Origin of the sequence: Lentzea miocenica (assembly GCF_033949945.1) — a bacterium.
Lineage (GTDB): Bacteria > Actinomycetota > Actinomycetes > Mycobacteriales > Pseudonocardiaceae > Lentzea > Lentzea miocenica.
On sequence record NZ_JAXAVW010000015.1, the window covers coordinates 94,817 to 112,254 of the forward strand.

Below are 17,438 nucleotides of genomic sequence, written 5' to 3' on the forward strand. Positions count from 1 at the left end.
CGATAGTGTCTGGGCCCAGCCGCGTCAAGTGGGTTCGCTTGGCCCCTTGAGGACCACCCAGGCGCGGTGTTCCGACACCGACGTCGCAGGAGACCCGAGTGGACCTGTACGAGTACCAGGCGAAGGACCTCTTCGCCGCCCACGGCGTCCCGGTACTGCCGGGCGATGTGGCTACCAACCCCGAAGACGCCAAGGCCATCGCCGCGAAGTTCGGCCAGGCCGTTGTCGTCAAGGCCCAGGTCAAGACCGGCGGCCGCGGCAAGGCCGGTGGTGTGAAGCTCGCTTCCACCGCCGAGGAGACCGAGGAGAAGGCCAAGGCCATCCTCGGCCTGGACATCAAGGGGCACATCGTTCACCGCGTTCTGGTGACGCCCGCCTCCGACATCGCGGAGGAGTACTACTTCTCCTTCCTGCTCGACCGTGCCAACCGCACCTTCCTCGCCATGGCGAGCGTTGAGGGCGGCATGGACATCGAGGAGGTCGCCGCGACCAAGCCCGAGGCCCTCGCGAAGATCGCCATCGACGCCATCAAGGGTGTCGACGTGGCCAAGGCCACGGAGATCGCCGACGCGGCGAACTTCCCGGCCGAGGTCAAGGACCAGGTCGTCGACACCATCGTGAAGCTCTGGGAGACCTTCGTCTCCGAGGACGCCACGCTGGTCGAGGTGAACCCGCTGGTCCGCGACCCGCAGGGCAAGATCGTCGCCCTCGACGGCAAGGTCACGCTGGACGAGAACGCGGACTTCCGCCACCCCGCCCACGCTGAGCTGGTCGACAAGGCCGCGGAGAACCCTCTCGAGGCCAAGGCCAAGGAGAAGGGCCTCAACTACGTCAAGCTCGACGGCGAGGTCGGCATCATCGGCAACGGCGCCGGTCTCGTGATGTCCACTCTGGACGTCGTGGCGTACGCCGGTGAGCAGTACGGCGTGAAGCCCGCGAACTTCCTCGACATCGGCGGCGGCGCGTCCGCCGAGGTGATGGCGAACGGCCTGGACGTGATCCTCGGCGACGAGGCCGTCCGCTCGGTGTTCGTCAACGTCTTCGGTGGCATCACCGCGTGTGACGCGGTCGCCAACGGCATCGTGAAGGCGCTGGAGATCCTCGGCGACTCGGCCACCAAGCCGCTCGTCGTCCGCCTCGACGGCAACAACGTGGAGGAGGGCCGCGCGATTCTCGCCGAGGCCAACCACCCGCTGGTGACCGTTGTCGACACGATGGACAACGCGGCCGCCAAGGCCGCCGAGCTCGCGGCTGCGGGGGTCTGAACGATGGCTATCTTCCTCAACGAGAACAGCAAGGTCATCGTCCAGGGCATGACCGGTGCCGAGGGCACCAAGCACACCAAGCGCATGCTCGCGTCCGGCACGAACATCGTCGGTGGCGTGAACCCGCGCAAGGCGGGCGAGAAGGTCGACTTCGACGGCACCGTCCTCCCGGTCTTCGGCACCGTCAAGGAGGCCATGGAGGCCACCGGCGCGAACGTGACCGTGATCTTCGTGCCGCCGGCCTTCTCGAAGGCCGCCGTGGTCGAGGCGATCGACGCCGAGATCGAGCTGGCCGTCGTCATCACCGAGGGCATCCCGGTGCACGACACCGCCTACTTCTGGGCGCACGCCGTCGCGACCGGCAACAAGACCCGCATCATCGGCCCGAACTGCCCCGGCATCATCAGCCCCGGCAAGTCGAACGCCGGCATCATCCCCGCGAACATCGCGGGCAGCGGCAAGATCGGTCTGGTGTCGAAGTCCGGCACGCTGACCTACCAGATGATGCACGAGCTGCGGGACTTCGGTTTCTCCACCGCGATCGGCATCGGTGGCGACCCGATCATCGGCACCACGCACATCGACGCCCTCGAGGCCTTCCAGGCCGACGACGAGACCGTCGCGATCGTGATGATCGGTGAGATCGGCGGCGACGCCGAGGAGCGCGCGGCCGCGTACATCAAGGAGAACGTGACCAAGCCGGTCGTCGGCTACGTCGCGGGCTTCACCGCTCCCGAGGGCAAGACCATGGGCCACGCCGGTGCCATCGTCTCCGGCTCGGCGGGCACCGCGCAGGCGAAGAAGGAGGCCCTCGAGGCCGCCGGCGTCAAGGTCGGCAAGACGCCGTCCGAGACGGCCGACCTGATGCGCGAGATCATGAAGGCTCTCTGAGCCTGAACCGCACGCGGGGACCTTTCGTACCTTTCGAGAGTACGAAAGGTCCCCGCGTGCGTTCTTGAGCGGAGTAGTTTCGGGGTCGGCCCTCGCTCGGATGGCGGAACCGGCTTGATCCGGTCATCGTCTCAGTGCGTGAGTCGGCTAGCGTTTTGAGAATCACTCGGTTGGAGGAGACCTAGACATGTCCGTGCCTTACGGCGCACCCCAACAGCAGCCGCCGGGTCCGGCACAGCACCAGGCACCTCAGGCCCCTGGCGCTCCCGGCGCCAACAACATCAACCTGGGACTCATCCTCCCGCTGGTCGCGGCCGGTCTCGGCTTCGTCGCATACCTCGTGGCGTTCGCCGACGACGTCAGCGGCAACGTCACCTACCTGCTCGCCGCGGGTCTGCTCGCCGGTCTTTCCGTGCTGCCGAGCATCCCGAAGGGCTTCGTCCCAGTCGCCGCGGTCCTGGCTGCCGTGCAGACGCTGCTCCAGCTGCAGGGCATCATCAAGTCGCCGTCCGTGCAGGGCCTCGACATCGTGCTGCTCATCGTCGCGCTGCTGGAGACGGCGGCGGTCGTGCTCGCCTTCCTGCTCGCCGAGGGCATCGTGAAGTTCGAGCCGAAGCCGGCGAACCCGTACGCGGGTCAGCCCCAGGGCCAGCCCGGTGGCTGGAACCCGCAGTCCGGCGCCTTCCCGCAGCAGGGCCAGCACCCGCAGCACGGCCAGCACGGCGCGCCCCAGCAGCAGCAGGCTCCGCAGCAGCCGGGATTCGGTCAGCAGCAGCAGTTCGGTCAGCAGCCGCAGCAGCCCGCACAGCCGGGTCAGCCGCCGCAGCAGACCAGCTTCATGCCGCAGCCCGGCCAGTTCGGCTCGCCGGGCACGCCGCCCGGTGGCTTCGGCGGACCGCAGCAGTAAGTCCGCACACCGTTCGACTTCAGGGGTGGTGCCGGTGTTCTCCGGCGCCACCCCTGTCGTGTAGCCCGGCGTGCCTGACCCGAATGGCTCAGCCGGCCTGACACAGTGGAGAAGTGCCCGTGCTGCAACGCGATGTGACCCGCGAGGTCACCACCGTGCGCCCGCCGGAGTTCTCGCGTTCGGAACGGATGCGCGTGCTCGTCGCGGCCGCTGCCGGGTCGGTGGTCGTCAGCTACGCGGCGGTGGCCGCCGTTCTCGCGCTGGTCTCCGCGACCGCCACGTACGCCGACTTCTCCACGTCCGGAGTGCTCAGCGCGGCCGCGCCCGCCTGGCTGGCCGCGCACCACGTGCCGTTGCGCTTCGACGCGGGCCAGCTCGGCGTGCTGCCGCTGCTGCCCACCGCGTTGCTGATGCTGCTGGTCGGCCGCACCGCCGCGGGTACCGCTGACCGGCTCGGTCTCTACGAACCACTTCAGGCGCGCGGTGTCGTGCTGAGCATCGCGGGGTCGCACGCCGTCGTCGGCGGCGCGATCGCGTTGGTGATGGGCGACGGCGTCGTGCGTGCCACACCGGCCGTCGCGTTCTTCGGCTGTGCCGCCGTGTCCGGTCTTGCGGCCACGATTGGCGTCGCCCGCCGCTGCGGCCTGGTCGAGGTGGTGTTCGACAAGCTCGATCCGGTGGCGCTGCACGGTCTGCGCGCCGGGTTCATGGCGTTGTTCGCGCTGGTCAGCGTGGGTGCGCTGGCGTTGGCGGCCGGGCTGGCGGCCTCGTGGCCGAGGACCAGCGAGCTGTTCGCGGGTGCCGGTCCGTCGGTCGGCGTCGGGCTCGGCGTGTTCCTGCTGTGCCTCGGCTACCTGCCGAACGCGATCATCGCCGGGTTCTCGTACGTCGTCGGTGCCGGGTTCTCGCTGGGCGGGGTCGAGGTCACGCCGATGCGGTTCGTCGGAGGTCCGGTGCCCTCGGTGCCGCTGCTGGCGGCGATGCCGGAGAACTCGTTCGTGTGGAGCCCGGTGGTGCTGGTGGGCGCGGCGCTGATCGGCGTGTTCGTCGGCTGGACCTGCCGCAAGGTCTCCGAACGGCCCACCTCGCGGATCCGCGCGGTGCTGGTCGCCGCGGTCACCGCGGCCGTGGGCAGCCTGGTGCTCGCCGCGACGGCCGGTGGACGGCTGGCGTCCGGCGCGTTCGACCCCGTGACGGTGCCCGCCGGCCTGCTCGCGCTGATGGTGGCGCTGTGGGTGCTGGTGCCGGGTGCGCTGGTGGCCTGGCTCGCCGGCTCCCGCACGAAGGCCGTGGCGGCCGATGACGCCGAGTTCGTCGAGCCGGACTACGACGAGGAGGTCGCCGACCCCGACGTCGTGTTCGAGGACGACGAGCTCACCGACCAGTTCGAGCAGCTCGAGGTCGTGGACGAAGACGAGTTCCAGGTCGAGGAAGACCTCGAGGACGACGACTACTACGACGAAGACGAGTACGACGAGGACGACCCCGAAGAGCCCGAGGACGTTGTCGACGAGGAAAACCTCGACGACGAAGACGTTGAGGACGAAGAAGAAGAGGACGCGAAGCCGGACCGGGAAGAGGACCGCGAAGAAGAGGAAGACTTCGACGCGGAGTTCGACGAGATGCTCGGCATGGAGTCCGAGGAGGACCTGGACGGCAAGGCCGGACGGTGACGTCATAGGCTGCTCCTGAGCTGCTGCAACGACCAGGAGTAGACGCTGAGCACCGAACTTCGGCTTCCCACCCCGGCGCGCGTCGTCGTACTCGTGTCCGGTTCCGGAACCCTCATGCAGGCGTTGCTGGACGCCGACCTCCCGATCGAGGTGGTCGCCGTCGGCGCCGACCGCGAGAACATCGAGGGCCTCAAGCGCGCCGAACGCGCCGGAGTGCCGCACTTCGCCGTGAAGCTGCGCGACCACGCGGACCGAGCCGCCTGGGACGTCGCGCTGACCGAGGCGGTGGCGTCGTTCGAGCCCGACCTCGTGGTGTCCGCCGGCTTCATGAAGATCATCGGTCCGGCGTTCCTGGCGCGCTTCGGCGGCCGGATGATCAACACCCATCCCGCGCTGCTGCCCGCGTTCGCCGGCGCGCACGGGGTGCGTGACGCGCTGGACTACGGCGTGCACGTCACCGGATCGACGGTGCACCTGGTCGACGCGGGCGTCGACACGGGGCCGATCCTCGCGCAGGAGGCCGTTGTCGTCGAACCCGACGACACCGAAGAGACCCTGCACGAACGCATCAAGGTCGTCGAACGCCGGCTGCTCGTCGAGACAGTCGGCCGGCTCGCCCGTGAGGGCTGCACCGTGAACGGACGAAAGGTGAGCATTCCGTGAGCACTCCTGCCGAGAGGCGACCGGTCCGCCGGGCCCTGATCGGGGTCTCCGACAAGGCCGGCCTGCTGGAACTGGCCACCGGCCTGCACGCGGCCGGAGTCGAGATCGTGTCCACCGGCGGCACCGCGAAGGTGCTGGCCGACGCGGGCGTCCCGGTGACGCCGGTCGAGCAGGTGACCGGGTTCCCCGAGTGCCTCGACGGCCGCGTCAAGACGCTGCACCCGCGCGTGCACGCGGGGCTTCTGGCTGACCTGCGCAAGGACTCGCACGTCCAGCAGCTGCGCGAGATGGACATCGCGCCGTTCGACCTGCTGGTCGTGAACCTGTACCCGTTCACGCAGACCGTCGCGTCCGGTGCCGACGCCGACGAGTGCGTCGAGCAGATCGACATCGGCGGCCCCGCGATGGTGCGCGCGTCGGCGAAGAACCACGCGAACGTCGCGGTCGTCGTCGACCCGTCGCGTTACGAGTGGGTGCTGGAGAACGTCCGTGAGGGCGGCTTCACCCTGGCCGACCGTCAGCGCCTGGCCGCGGACGCGTTCCGCCACACCGCTTCCTACGACGTGGCTGTGGCCTCGTGGATGGGCAACGCCCTGGCGCCGGACGACGAGGGTTCCGGCTTCCCCGGCTGGGTCGGCGCGACCTGGAACCGGTCGAACGTGCTGCGCTACGGCGAGAACCCGCACCAGAGCGCCGCGATCTACACGCAGGGCGACGGCCGTGTGGGCCTGGCGTCGGCGAAGCAGTTGCACGGCAAGGAGATGTCGTACAACAACTACCTCGACGGCGATGCCGCGTGGCGTGCCGCGTGGGACCACGAGCTGCCTTGCGTCGCGATCATCAAGCACGCGAACCCGTGCGGCATCGCGGTGTCCGAGCTGAGCATCGCGGACGCGCACCGCAAGGCGCACGAGTGCGACCCGGTCAGCGCGTTCGGCGGCATCATCGCGGCGAACCGCGAGGTCACCATCGAGATGGCCGAGTTCGTCTCGGAGATCTTCACCGAGGTCGTCATCGCTCCGTCCTATGCGGACGGTGCGGTGGAGGTGTTGCAGCGCAAGAAGAACGTGCGCATCCTGGTGGCCGAGCCGCCTGCTCGCGGTGGCGCCGAGATGCGTCCGGTGTCCGGTGGCCTGCTGTTGCAGCAGCGCGACGCCATCGACGCGTCCGGTGACTCGCCGGCGAACTGGACTTTGGCGGCCGGCAAGCCCGCGGACGAGAAGACGCTGGCGGACCTCGAGTTCGCGTGGCGTGCCATCCGTGCGGTGAAGTCGAACGCGATCCTGCTGGCGAACGACGGTGCGACCGTCGGCGTCGGCATGGGCCAGGTCAACCGGGTCGACTCGTCGCACCTCGCGGTGAAGCGCGCGGGTGAGCGGGCCAAGGGCGCGGTCGGTGCGTCGGACGCCTTCTTCCCGTTCCCGGACGGCCTCGAGGTGCTGCTGGAGGCCGGCGTGCGCGCGGTCGTGCAGCCCGGTGGTTCGGTGCGCGACCCCGAGGTGATCGCGAAGGCCGAGGAAGCGGGCATCACGCTGTACCTGACCGGTACGCGCCACTTCGCTCACTGATTTCATCAGAAGCAGAGGCCGCTACCCCTCCAGGTCAGTGGGGTAGCGGCCTCTTCATGCTTGCGCGAGCAACGCCTCGGCGACACCTCGTGCCGCGGCCTCGAACTCCGTGACGTCCGGCCGCTCGTTGCCGAACATCCCCGCGTCCCAGCCGGTGTACTCGACCTCGACCACGGTGTCGCCCTTGCGCACGATGACGTCGACCTGCAGGAAGGCCGACTTGCCGTCCACCAGCACCGCCGTGGCCTCGTCACCGAGCCCCTCGAGTGGCCGTTCGCTGATCGTGCCCTGGTTGTTCTGCTTCGACTGCGACACGCGCCGCTCGTACTCGCGGCCCGCGTCGCCCACGACGAAGTAGGCGTCGGTGTTGCGCAGCCCGGAACCGTCCTCGCCCTTGGTCTGGTCCCACGCGCACGACGTCTGCGTGTGATCGGCGAGCTTCCGCTCCCGCGACATCGCGGGATTGCCGTTCGTGGTGTGGGCCTTGGCCAGCGCCGCCTGGTCCACGTCCGCGCACACGCCGGGCATCGTGCCGCCACGTCTGGGGCTGCCGCCGTCGGAGTTCGCGCCCAGGTACAGGAACCCGAACGTCACAGCGGCGCCGAGCACCAGCACACCGGCGATGATCCCGACGACGAGCGGTGCCTTGTTCTTCTTCGGCGGCTGCGGCCAGTTCGGGTGGGGTGGCGGCTGCTGCGGCCATCCGGGTGCGGGCGGCTGCTGGTGCCAGCCGTGTGGTGGTGGTTGGTTCATGGCTTCCCCAGTACTTCGTCGAGAATTGCGCGGCTCATCGCCTGGAGACCGGGCACGTCCGGTTGCGCTGTGCCACAACGTCGTCGCGTTGGGCCATCAGGTGGACGGCGCCGACCGTCATGCCGCCGGGTACGAGGACGATTCCCACGATCGTCAACATCGGCGCCCTGCCCGTGCCGCGCGCTGTTTCCGGTGCGCTCACCTGATGGTTCCCTGCAGACCTCATGGCGATCCGGCCACCGTAGAGGACCCTCCGGACCCGTGTGGGCTTGTCCACCAAAAGGGTGACGCTCTGGCATTGACACAGGGGTGCGCACGCGCGCTACGATCATCTCGTTCGTTCGAACAAGAGTTCGAATAAGCAAGTCGCCGAACTTCCCGCGGCGGCCGTGCACAGGGGTGCGCACGGCCCGAGACGGGGAGGTGGGTGGAGTGACCAGGTCGGCAACGGCGTCGTTGGCCGCGCTCGGGGTGAACCCGGCCAGCGAGCTGACCAGCACCACCACCGACCACACCACGGGGCGGGTTCTGCCAGTTCGCGGGGAACTGGCGGGCCTGCTGCCGTGGGGCGGCTTGCGGCGAGGCAGCACGGTGTCGGTGGGCGGATCGACATCGTTGCTGCTCGCTCTGCTGGCGGGTGCGACCGCGGACGGCTGCTGGGCAGCCGTGGTCGGCCTGCCACAGGTGGGGGTGCTGGCCGCGGCCGAACTCGGGGTCTCGGTGCAGCGGCTGGCACTCGTCCCACACCCCGGCTCCGATCCAGGCCCGGTGATCGCGGCCCTGCTGGACGGCCTGGACCTGGTGGCCGTCGCCTGCCCACTACCTCCCTCACTGGCGCGCCGGCTGACCGCTCGCGCCCGCCAGCGCCGCGCTGTCCTCATCGCCTTCGGCTCCTGGCCCTCGCCCGACGTGGAGCTGACCGCGGAGTCCGTGCGCTGGAACCCGCTCGACGACGGCGCGGAAACGTTGCGGCGCCAGGAGATCAGCGTGCGCAGCAACGGTCGCGGCTCGGCGGGCAAGCCGCGGCAGGTGCTGTTGACGTTCGGCGAGAACGAGATCGAACTCCCGCTGGTGACCGGTGAACCGCCCGGGTCCGACGAGCCGGCTGATGCCGGTCCGGACCGGGGCGACGAGCTGGCCGCCAAGCGGGCTACACCCAGAGGGCGTCCTGCGTGAAGGATCCCCGTCTTCTCGTGGTCTGGTGCCCGGACTGGCCCGTCGTCGCCGCCTGCACCGCCACCGGCACCGGTCAGCACGTGCCGGTGGCGGTCGTCGACGGCAACGAGATCGTGTCCACCTCGGCCGTGGCGCGCGCCGAGGGGATTCGCCGGGCGATGCGCAAGCGGATGGCCGAGTCGATGTGCCCGGAGCTGATCACCTTCGACCACGATCCGCAGCGCGATGCCAGGTTCTTCGAGCCGGTCGCGGAGGCCGTGGAGGAGATCGCGCCCGGTATCGAGGTCGTGCAGCCCGGTCTGGTCGCGGTGCCGGCGCGGGGGCCGGTCGGGTACTTCAAGTCCGCTGAGCAGGCAGCCGAACGCATCGTCGACCACATCGCCGCGCGCACGAACACGGAAGCCCAGGTGGGCGTGGCCGACAGTCTCTTCGCCGCCACGAAAGCCGCGCACCGCGGCGTGATCGTGCCGCCGAACGAGACCGCGAAGTTCCTCGAACCGTTGGGCGTGCACGAACTCGACGCCCCCGAACTGGTCGACCTGTTGCGCAGACTGGGTTTGAAGACGCTCGGCGCGTTCGCGGCGGTGCCGGAGAACGCTGTCGCGTCGAGGTTCGGCGGACCGGCCACGAAACAGCACCGGCTGGCGCGCGGGCTGCCGGAACGTCCGCTCGACAAGCGCCGGCCCGCGCCGGAACTCGCCGTGTCGGAGACCTTCGACGAACCGGTCGACCGCATCGACTCGGCCGCGTTCGCCGCGAAGATCCTCTCGGAACGGCTGCACGAGAACCTCGCCGCCAGAAGTCTCGCCTGCACGCGGCTCGGGATTCACGCGCGCACCGAGAACGACGAGGAACTGCAGCGGGTCTGGCGGGCCGCGGAACCGTTGACACCACGGGGAATCGCGGACCGCGTGCGCTGGCAGCTCGACGGCTGGCTCACCCGCGAGCGCCTCACGTCCGGCATCAGGACACTCACGCTCGAACCCGTCGAGGTGGTCAACGGCACCGCGCTGCAGCTCGGGTTGTGGGGCCACGACGACGAACGCGCGGTGCGGGCTCTCCTGCACGTCCAGGGCCTGCTCGGGCCGGACGGCGTGCTCACCCCGGTGCTCGACGGCGGCAGAGGCCCGAAAGAGCAGGTCAGGCTCGTGCCGTGGGGTGACGAGCGCGTCCCGACTCAGAACCCGGACCACCCGTGGCCCGGCCGGCTCACCAGGGCACCGGCGACGCTCGCCGACGACCCCGCCGAGTTGAAGGACGAGCAGGGCGACGAGGTCGGGGTGACCGGCCGCCTCGAACTCACCGCGCAGCCGAAGAAGCTGACCGTCAAGGGGAAAGCGCAGGAGATCACCGCGTGGGCCGGTCCGTGGCCGGTCGACGAACGGTGGTGGGCGCCGGATCCGCACCGGGCCGCGCGCATCCAGGTGCAGACGAACGACCAGGCGTTCCTGCTGATCCGCAGGGACCAGAGGTGGTTTCTGGAAGGGGTGTACGACTGATGCAAGACGACTACTGGGATCTGCTGGAGACCCTGATCCCGTTGCCGCGCAAGGAAGCCAATGGGCTGGAATAACCCGCCGGTCCGCTGGAAGGAGCTGGAACGGGCTCTTTCCGGCAAGCCCTACGAACAGAAGCCCGACGGCGGCGACGGTCCGGGGTGGGGAAGACACCGCGACCGGTACACCGCGCCGCCGGGTTTCGAGCTGCGCGTGGACGAGCTGGCGGTCACCCGCAAGCGCGTGCCGTACGCGGAGCTGCACTGCCACTCCAACTTCAGCTGGCTCGACGGCGCGAGCCATCCGGAGGAGCTCGTCGAGGAGGCGCAACGGCTCAAGCTTGACGCCATCGCGATCACCGACCACGACGGCATGTACGGCGTGGTGCGGTTCGCCGAGGCGGCCAAGGAACTCGGGATGCACACGGTGTTCGGTGCCGAACTCAGCATCGGGCTCAGCAAGCCGGCCAACGGCGAACCGGACCCCGAAGGCGATCACCTGCTTCTTCTCGCACGACAGCAGAAGGGCTACCACGCGCTGTGCCGGACGCTCACCACCGGCCACCTCGAGGACGACGCGGAGAAGGGCAAACCCGTCTACGACGTCGACCAGATCGTGGCGGACACCAAGGGCGAGGTCGTGGTGCTGACGGGCTGCCGCAAGGGAACCGTCCGCAGGGCGCTGGTCAGGGAAGGTCCAGAGGCGGCGTTCCAGGAGATCGTCAGGCTCACCGATCTGTTCGGCAAAGGCCGTGTCCACGTCGAGCTGACCGACCACGGCCTGCCGGAGGACAGCAAGCGCAACGACCTCCTCTACGCGATGGCGCAGCAGCTCAAACTTCCCGTCGTGGCAACGAATGCGGTGCACTACGCGACGTCGAACCGCGGCCGGCTCGCTGCCGCGATGGCCGCCGTGCGTGCGCGAAGCAGTCTCGACGACATGGCCGGGTGGTTGCCGCCGTCACCCGCCGCGTTCCTGCGCAGTGGTGAGGAGATGTTCCACCGGTTCCGCCGTTTCCCCGGCGCCGTGCACAACGCGGCGTTGCTCGGCATGCAGCTGGCGTTCGACCTGAGGCTGGTCGCGCCGCAGCTGCCGCCGTTCGACGTGCCGCCCGGCCACACCGAGAGCAGCTGGCTGCGCAAGCTCACCTACGAGGGCGCGCACCGCCGGTACTCCGGCTCCGACAACGAGGAGAAGGCGTTCCGGCAGATCGAGCACGAGCTGAAGATCATCGAACAGCTCGGCTTCCCCGGCTACTTCCTCGTCGTGCACGACATCGTGAACTTCTGCATGGAGAACGACATCCTCTGCCAGGGCAGGGGCAGCGCCGCCAACTCCGCGGCGTGCTTCGCGCTCGGCATCACCAACGTCGACGCGGTCCGGTTCGACCTGCTCTTCGAACGGTTTCTGGCTCCTGCCCGCGACGGCCCGCCCGACATCGACGTCGACATCGAGTCCGACCGGCGCGAGGAGGTCATCCAGCACGTCTACGAGAAGTACGGCCGCCGGCACGCCGCGCAGGTCGCGAACGTCATCACCTACCGCGCCCGTTCCGCGGTGCGCGACATGGCCCGCGCGCTCGGTCACTCGCCGGGCCAGCAGGACGCGTGGAGCAAGCAGATAGACAGGTGGGGCCCGCTCAACACCACCACCGACGACTGCGACATCCCGCGCCCGGTGCTGGAGCTGTCCGCGCAGCTGGAGAACTTCCCGCGCCACCTCGGCATTCACTCCGGCGGCATGGTGATCTGCGACCGCCCCGTCAGCGAGGTGTGCCCGGTGGAGAAGGCGCGCATGGACAAGCGCACGGTTCTGCAGTGGGACAAGGACGACTGCGCGTCCATCGGCCTGGTGAAGTTCGACCTGCTCGGCCTCGGCATGCTCTCCGCGTTGCACTACGCCATCGACCTCGTGCGCGACCACGAAGGCGTCGACGTCGACATGGGCAAGATCGACCTGGCGGACCAGCGCGTCTACGCGATGCTGCAGAAAGCCGATTCCGTCGGGGTCTTCCAGGTGGAGAGCCGTGCGCAGATGGCGACGCTGCCCAGGTTGAAGCCGCGCACGTTCTACGACCTGGTGGTCGAGGTGGCGCTGATCCGGCCCGGCCCGATCCAGGGCGGCTCGGTGCACCCGTACATCAGGCGCCGCAACGAGGTCGAGAAGTGGGACTACGACCATCCGTTGCTGGAGAACGCTCTTCGCAAGACCTACGGCGTGCCGCTGTTCCAGGAACAGCTCATGCAGATCGCGGTCGACGTGGCCGGCTTCACCGCCGCCGAGGCCGACGAACTGCGCCGCGCGATGGGTGCCAAACGTTCGACCGCCCGGATGGAACGCCTGCGCGACCGCTTCTACGAAGGCTGTTCCGCGAACGGCATCGGCGAGGAACTGGCCGGCCGCATCTACGCGAAGCTGCTGGCGTTCGCGAACTTCGGCTTCCCGGAGTCGCACGCCCTGTCGTTCGCGCACCTGGTGTTCGTGAGCGCGTGGTTCAAGCTCTACTACCCAGCGGCCTTCTGCGCGGCCCTGCTCCGCGCCCAGCCGATGGGCTTCTACTCCCCGCAGTCCCTGGTGGCCGACGCCCGCCGCCACGACGTGACGGTGCACGGCCCGTGCGTGAACCTGTCGCTCCCGCACGCGGGCCTGGAACCGTTCGAGGGCAGCAACGCCGTCCGCATCGGGTTGGAGGCGGTGCGCGGGATCGGTGCCGCGGACGCCGAGAGAATCGTTGCGGCACAACCGTTCCACGGCATGGAGGACTTCGGCTCGCGCGTGCAGCTCAGCACGGCCCAGGTGGAAGCCCTCGCCACCGCCGGTGCCTTCTCCTGCTTCGGCCTCGAACGCCGCGAGGCGCTGTGGGCGGCGGGTGCGGTCGCCGCGATCAGGCCGGACCGCCTGCCCGGCACCACGGTCGGCGTGGACGCGCCTTCGTTGCCGGGCATGGACGACGTCGAACTGGCGGTGGCGGACGTGTGGGCCACTGGCCTGTCGCCGGACAGCTTCCCGACCCAGTTCGTCCGGTCCAAACTGGACGCCATGGGTGCCCTGCCCGCCGCCGCGCTCTCGTCGGTGGAGCGCGGGACCCGAGTGCTCATCGGCGGCGCGGTCACCCATCGGCAACGACCGGCGACCGCGGGCGGGGTCACGTTCCTCAACATCGAGGACGAGACCGGGATGGTGAACGTCGTGTGCTCGCAGGGGTTGTGGGCGCGGTACCGGCGGGTGGCACGCAGCAGCGGGGCGATGCTGGTGCGGGGCGTGGTGGAGTCGGCGGAGGGCGTGGTCAGCCTGATGGCGGACCGGTTGCAGCACCTCGACCTGCGGATTCCGTCGAAGTCGCGCGACTTCCGCTGAGTTCCTCTCCGCAACGTTTGGTGATTGTTCGATTGCGCTGCGCGATCCATTGGTCACCGCTATGTTCCATGAGGAGCGACATCGAGCACATCTGGGGGAATCGTGCCGCTTGAGCACGTTGAGCTGGCCGAACTCGACGTACCCGACGATCCGCGAACGCGCGCGCATTTCGCCGAACTCACGCGTCCCGGCGGCCGTGAACTGGAACCCGCCGACACGTACGAGGCACGGGACCCGAGCGGATTCGTCATCGTCACCGTGAACAAGGACCGCAAGGTGACGAATGTTCGAATTCGGGCGCGCTGGTACGAACACCTGCGGCCTGAGCACTTTCCGGCCGCGCTCTACAACACCTATGTGACCGCGGTTCAGCGAGCGTTCGCCGTCGAGTTCGCGCACCGGCCACCCGACCAGCCGGCCGCACCCGCTCCAGACGCCGGTTTCGTGGACCCCGCCGACCTGTCGCAGGAGGAGTGGGAAGCCAGGACCGCGGCCAGGATCAACGCGATGGCCGACCAGTACGACGCGATCCGCCGCCAGCAGCAACAACCGAAGCTGTTGGAGGTCACCGACATCCGCAGTCCGCTCGGCTACCTCACCCTGCACGTGCGCGCCGGGGGCCCGGTCGCGATCCACGGCGACCCCCAGGCGCTGGACAACCCGTCGGACACCGTGCTGTCCGAGGACGCCCTGCAGATGTTCGTCCGGGCGGGCCTCGGGATCGACCCGGGAGAACGACCTCCCGCGCAGCCCCGTGGTGGTGGCGGCAGCGACACGGACGACGAGTACTTCTCGGATTTCAACGTCTTGAGGGCGAGGGACTGGAATGGGTAACGATGACTTCAAGGTCGTCACTCAGAAGATCCGCGACGAGGCCAAGATCTGGCAGAAGCGCGTGGACGACACCAGGCCGATCGTGTCAGCGGTGCAGAACGCGTGGCTTGCGTCGACGGCGTTCTTCGTGGGCGATCTCGCGACCCTCGGCGTGGGGATGATCAACGCCGACGCGGAGTCCAAGCAGTACAACGAATTCCGCACGTACATCGAAAAACTGCTGACGGGCGCGGGTATCGAGTTCGGCCAGATCGACGCGACCCTGCGCAAGATCGCGGACGAGTACGACCGGACCGAGAGCGTCAACAAGCTCGATCTCGACAAGACTTACCACGTGTAGGAGTTGACCACCCGCATGACTGCCCCTGTCCAGGAAGAACACCTGAACAAGTGCTTCGACGGCCTCGAGGACAAGGCTCGTGGCTGCGCCGACAGCTTCAACAAGGCCGTCCACCACATCAACGACTGGCGGTACCTGCTCGGCCCGGCGATGCTCGTCATCCGTCCCGCGCTCGACAAGATCCGCGAGTTCATGGACAAGGTCTTCAAGCTGATCAGGACGGCCGTGGACCACCAGCTGCCGGTGATCTCGCTGATCCGGCAGTCCTTCAACTGGCTCAGCGACGTGCAGCAACCGGTGAACAACCTCGTCCACGCCAAGACCCACCTGGCCTACGACTGGGAGGGCGAGGCCAGCGAGGCCTACCAGGACAAGGTCACCGTGCAGAACGACGCGATCACCGCGGTCGCGACCAAGGCGGACATGGTCAGCAAGTGGCTCATGGACATCGCCAAGTACAACGTCGAGTACATGGTCAACCTGGCCCAGATGGTGACCGACTTCCTGGGCGGGCTGGTCGGAGCCGCGATCGAGGCGGCGACCGTCGTCGAGATCCCGTTCGCCGTGGACGCGCTGGCGGGCGCCATCGGAGAACTCGTCGGCAAGTACCTGGGGACCCTGGTGGCCATCGCCAACCGGTTCATGGAGGCGCTCAGCAAGGTGCGTGACCTCATGAGCCAGATGTCCGATTCCAAGTTCAAGAACGGGACCTGGCCGCAGGCGGTGACAGGATGAGGCCACGCCGGATCATCGGGGTGACGATCACGACCATGGCCCTCGCTGGTGGTTGCACCGCCACACCGGTGCCCACTGTCACTTTCAGCACTGCCCCGGTGTCGACCACCACCCCGGCCCCAGGCCCGGTCAAGTACGCCTCCGCGAGTTTCCGGAGTTGTCCGGAAATCCAGCAGAAGGTTCCCGGCCTGCCGCCCGCGCTGAAGGCCGAGCCGACCCTCGGCTCAGGCGAGTTCGGGCTGACGTGCACCTTCACCGCGTCGAAGAACGATGGCACGCCGATGATCACCTTGGACGTCATCCTCTACGAGAACCAGCAGAACTCGTCCGGCGCGGAGCGCGCGAAGCTGGCATTCACCAACGGCGCCCAGGCGGGCGGGGTGAAGGACACCGGCGTGCACCCAGGGTCTGAGGCCCGCTGGCCGGATGCCGGCGTAGCCGCCAGTTGCCGGCTGGAGTTTCTCGACGAGAACGCGGTGATGGTCACGTGGTACAACTCCGGCAAGAAGCAGGACCCGCGCAGCGAGGAGTGCCGTCGAGGTGCCCGCGATGTGGCGAAGCAGCTCTTCGACGCGGTTCAACCGTAGTACCCCCGGCAGGAGTCGAACCTGCGTCTCCGGCTTCGGACGCCGGTGTCGTGTCCGTTGGACCACGAGGGTGCGGCGGAGGGCGCGCGGATCGAACGCGCGCCGGGCGTGTTGCCCGGACCACGGATTAGCAATCCGGTGCCTTACCACTCGGCCAGCCCTCCTTTGTCCTGCGTTATCAGTGCGCCCGAAAGCGCCTTTCGTCCGATGCCCGCGAGTCGAACGCGGTGTGTCCTCATCCCAAATGAGGTGGGTTGCCGTCTCCCTCGCACCGGTCAGCACCCCTGCCAGGAGTCGAACCTGGACCTCGGCGTTCGTAGCGCCGCACTCTTTCCATTGAGCTACAAGGGTAAAAATAAAATCGCTGAATAGAGAGAGCCGCCCTGCTCGGTTTCCCGAGGGGCGGCTCCCTGCGTGTGACGTCTACGCCACTACAAGGAGCCCACCTGCGAAAACGGTCGCGATGACGGTCGCGCGAAGCTGACGCTGCTAAAGCGTCGGCGCTGCGGCTGGCTCGTCATGGCGTTCCCCTTCGGCTCGTGGTGTGGTCCAAGTATTACGGGCGGCCTGGCTCGGCGTCAATCATTATTCAACGGCGTTCGTAAGTCATGAACGAAACTCCGCTCTCGAACAGCCGCGCATCGGTGCGCTGGAACGTCGTGATGTCGGCTTTCCCGTCGAACAACGGGATACCGCGCCCGAACACCACTGGGTGGATCTTCAGCAGCAGTGCGTCGATCTGCGGCAGGAGTTCGGCGGCCAGCTTGCCGCCGCCGCACAGCCAGATGTCGAGGCCGTCCTCTTCCTTAAGCTCCCGCACGCGGCCGGCCACGTCCTCGCGGATCACCTCGACGTCGTCCGGGGTGTCGGTCAGCGAGGACGACACCACGAACTGCCGGAGGTGCGCGTAGGGCGAGGCCAGCCCGCCCGGCACCTGGTAGGTGTGGCGGCCCATCAGCACCGTGTCGAACTTGGTGTTCGGCGTGTCCGTGAACCCGAGGGCGTCGCGGAACTGGGTGGGCAGCGTCTCCGGGTAATGGGCGTTGATGCCGGCCATGTGGTCGCCCTCGAAGATGAACCCGTCGAAGGTCCCGTCCTCCGCCGCGATGAAACCGTCCAGCGTGACGGCCACGTAGTAAACGAGCTTTCGCATGCAGATCATCCCCTCAGAACCAGTTCAACCACGACAACTG

General features: G+C 68.4%; 16 protein-coding genes and 3 tRNA genes. 13 read left to right on the top strand and 6 right to left on the bottom strand.

Annotation, left to right across the window (positions count from 1 at the left end; translation table 11 throughout):
* The first annotated feature begins 98 nt into the window (after nucleotides 1-98).
* From sucC to purH, 6 genes are all read left to right on the top strand, one after another.
* Nucleotides 99-1,265 carry an ADP-forming succinate--CoA ligase subunit beta gene (sucC, locus tag SK803_RS19530; protein WP_319967454.1) on the top strand — a complete coding sequence of 389 codons (1,167 nt, stop codon included), beginning with the start codon at nucleotides 99-101 and terminating at the stop codon, nucleotides 1,263-1,265.
* Between the two features lie 3 nt (nucleotides 1,266-1,268).
* Nucleotides 1,269-2,156 (top strand): succinate--CoA ligase subunit alpha, encoded by an 888-nt coding sequence (gene sucD, locus SK803_RS19535; protein ID WP_319967455.1) that lies wholly within the window; start codon nucleotides 1,269-1,271, stop codon nucleotides 2,154-2,156.
* Nucleotides 2,157-2,343: 187 nt separating this feature from the next.
* Nucleotides 2,344-3,063, top strand: coding sequence for a DUF5336 domain-containing protein (locus SK803_RS19540; protein WP_319967456.1), 720 nt, complete (start codon nucleotides 2,344-2,346; stop codon nucleotides 3,061-3,063).
* A gap of 113 nt (nucleotides 3,064-3,176) precedes the next feature.
* A complete protein-coding gene (locus SK803_RS19545; RefSeq protein WP_319967457.1) occupies nucleotides 3,177-4,736 on the top strand; it encodes a cell division protein PerM in 1,560 nt (519 codons plus the stop codon).
* 45 nt (nucleotides 4,737-4,781) lie between these two features.
* Nucleotides 4,782-5,399, top strand: coding sequence for a phosphoribosylglycinamide formyltransferase (gene purN, locus SK803_RS19550; protein WP_319967593.1), 618 nt, complete (start codon nucleotides 4,782-4,784; stop codon nucleotides 5,397-5,399).
* Nucleotides 5,396-6,967, top strand: a complete 1,572-nt coding sequence (gene purH / locus SK803_RS19555; protein ID WP_319967458.1) for a bifunctional phosphoribosylaminoimidazolecarboxamide formyltransferase/IMP cyclohydrolase — start codon at nucleotides 5,396-5,398, stop codon at nucleotides 6,965-6,967. Before purN ends, purH begins: the two co-directional genes overlap by 4 nt.
* 54 nt (nucleotides 6,968-7,021) lie before the next feature.
* On the opposite strand, the gene SK803_RS19560 is transcribed toward purH, so the two are convergent.
* Both SK803_RS19560 and SK803_RS19565 read right to left on the bottom strand, forming a co-directional pair.
* Nucleotides 7,022-7,720 carry a hypothetical protein gene (locus SK803_RS19560; protein WP_319967459.1) on the bottom strand — a complete coding sequence of 233 codons (699 nt, stop codon included), beginning with the start codon at nucleotides 7,718-7,720 and terminating at the stop codon, nucleotides 7,022-7,024.
* A 34-nt stretch (nucleotides 7,721-7,754) separates the two neighbouring features.
* Nucleotides 7,755-7,922, bottom strand: a complete 168-nt coding sequence (locus SK803_RS19565; RefSeq protein WP_319967460.1) for a hypothetical protein — start codon at nucleotides 7,920-7,922, stop codon at nucleotides 7,755-7,757.
* 230 nt (nucleotides 7,923-8,152) lie between these two features.
* Here SK803_RS19565 and SK803_RS19570 point away from each other — a divergent pair, with 230 nt between their 5' ends.
* The 7 genes from SK803_RS19570 (at nucleotide 8,153) to SK803_RS19600 (ending at nucleotide 16,245) form a co-directional block, all read left to right on the top strand.
* The gene (locus SK803_RS19570) at nucleotides 8,153-8,896 is read left to right on the top strand and encodes a hypothetical protein (protein WP_319967461.1); all 744 of its coding nucleotides are present in this window, start codon (nucleotides 8,153-8,155) and stop codon (nucleotides 8,894-8,896) included.
* Nucleotides 8,893-10,395: a DNA polymerase Y family protein gene (locus SK803_RS19575; RefSeq protein WP_319967462.1), complete on the top strand. Its 1,503-nt coding sequence runs from the start codon at nucleotides 8,893-8,895 to the stop codon at nucleotides 10,393-10,395. Before SK803_RS19570 ends, SK803_RS19575 begins: the two co-directional genes overlap by 4 nt.
* A 60-nt stretch (nucleotides 10,396-10,455) precedes the next feature.
* Nucleotides 10,456-13,749 (top strand): error-prone DNA polymerase, encoded by a 3,294-nt coding sequence (locus SK803_RS19580; protein ID WP_319967463.1) that lies wholly within the window; start codon nucleotides 10,456-10,458, stop codon nucleotides 13,747-13,749.
* 102 nt (nucleotides 13,750-13,851) lie between these two features.
* The gene (locus tag SK803_RS19585; RefSeq protein WP_319967464.1) at nucleotides 13,852-14,583 is read left to right on the top strand and encodes a hypothetical protein; all 732 of its coding nucleotides are present in this window, start codon (nucleotides 13,852-13,854) and stop codon (nucleotides 14,581-14,583) included.
* Nucleotides 14,576-14,923, top strand: coding sequence for a hypothetical protein (locus SK803_RS19590; protein WP_319967465.1), 348 nt, complete (start codon nucleotides 14,576-14,578; stop codon nucleotides 14,921-14,923). The genes SK803_RS19585 and SK803_RS19590 overlap by 8 nt, the downstream gene beginning before the upstream one ends.
* 15 nt (nucleotides 14,924-14,938) lie before the next feature.
* A complete protein-coding gene (locus tag SK803_RS19595; RefSeq protein WP_319967466.1) occupies nucleotides 14,939-15,658 on the top strand; it encodes a hypothetical protein in 720 nt (239 codons plus the stop codon).
* On the top strand, nucleotides 15,655-16,245 hold the full coding sequence (locus SK803_RS19600) for a DUF3558 domain-containing protein (protein WP_319967467.1): 591 nt from the start codon (nucleotides 15,655-15,657) through the stop codon (nucleotides 16,243-16,245). Before SK803_RS19595 ends, SK803_RS19600 begins: the two co-directional genes overlap by 4 nt.
* Here the strand turns inward: SK803_RS19600 and SK803_RS19605 are convergent.
* The 4 genes from SK803_RS19605 to SK803_RS19620 form a co-directional block, all read right to left on the bottom strand.
* A tRNA-Arg gene (locus SK803_RS19605) sits at nucleotides 16,246-16,317 on the bottom strand.
* A 4-nt stretch (nucleotides 16,318-16,321) separates the two neighbouring features.
* Nucleotides 16,322-16,409 (bottom strand) — tRNA-Ser (locus tag SK803_RS19610).
* Nucleotides 16,410-16,524: 115 nt separating this feature from the next.
* Nucleotides 16,525-16,596: transfer RNA gene (locus SK803_RS19615), tRNA-Arg, on the bottom strand.
* Between the two features lie 238 nt (nucleotides 16,597-16,834).
* On the bottom strand, nucleotides 16,835-17,398 hold the full coding sequence (locus SK803_RS19620; protein WP_319967468.1) for a dihydrofolate reductase family protein: 564 nt from the start codon (nucleotides 17,396-17,398) through the stop codon (nucleotides 16,835-16,837).
* Nucleotides 17,399-17,438: the final 40 nt, after the last annotated feature.

Coding starts and splice junctions, on each gene's coding strand:
- SK803_RS19595 (WP_319967466.1), top strand. CDS start 14,939: ATGACTGCCCCTGTCCAGGAAGAACACCTGAACAAGTGCTTCGACGGC.
- SK803_RS19580 (WP_319967463.1), top strand. CDS start 10,456: ATGGGCTGGAATAACCCGCCGGTCCGCTGGAAGGAGCTGGAACGGGCT.
- sucD (WP_319967455.1), top strand. CDS start 1,269: ATGGCTATCTTCCTCAACGAGAACAGCAAGGTCATCGTCCAGGGCATG.
- SK803_RS19620 (WP_319967468.1), bottom strand. CDS start 17,398: ATGCGAAAGCTCGTTTACTACGTGGCCGTCACGCTGGACGGTTTCATC.
- SK803_RS19600 (WP_319967467.1), top strand. CDS start 15,655: ATGAGGCCACGCCGGATCATCGGGGTGACGATCACGACCATGGCCCTC.
- SK803_RS19540 (WP_319967456.1), top strand. CDS start 2,344: ATGTCCGTGCCTTACGGCGCACCCCAACAGCAGCCGCCGGGTCCGGCA.
- SK803_RS19590 (WP_319967465.1), top strand. CDS start 14,576: ATGGGTAACGATGACTTCAAGGTCGTCACTCAGAAGATCCGCGACGAG.
- SK803_RS19560 (WP_319967459.1), bottom strand. CDS start 7,720: ATGAACCAACCACCACCACACGGCTGGCACCAGCAGCCGCCCGCACCC.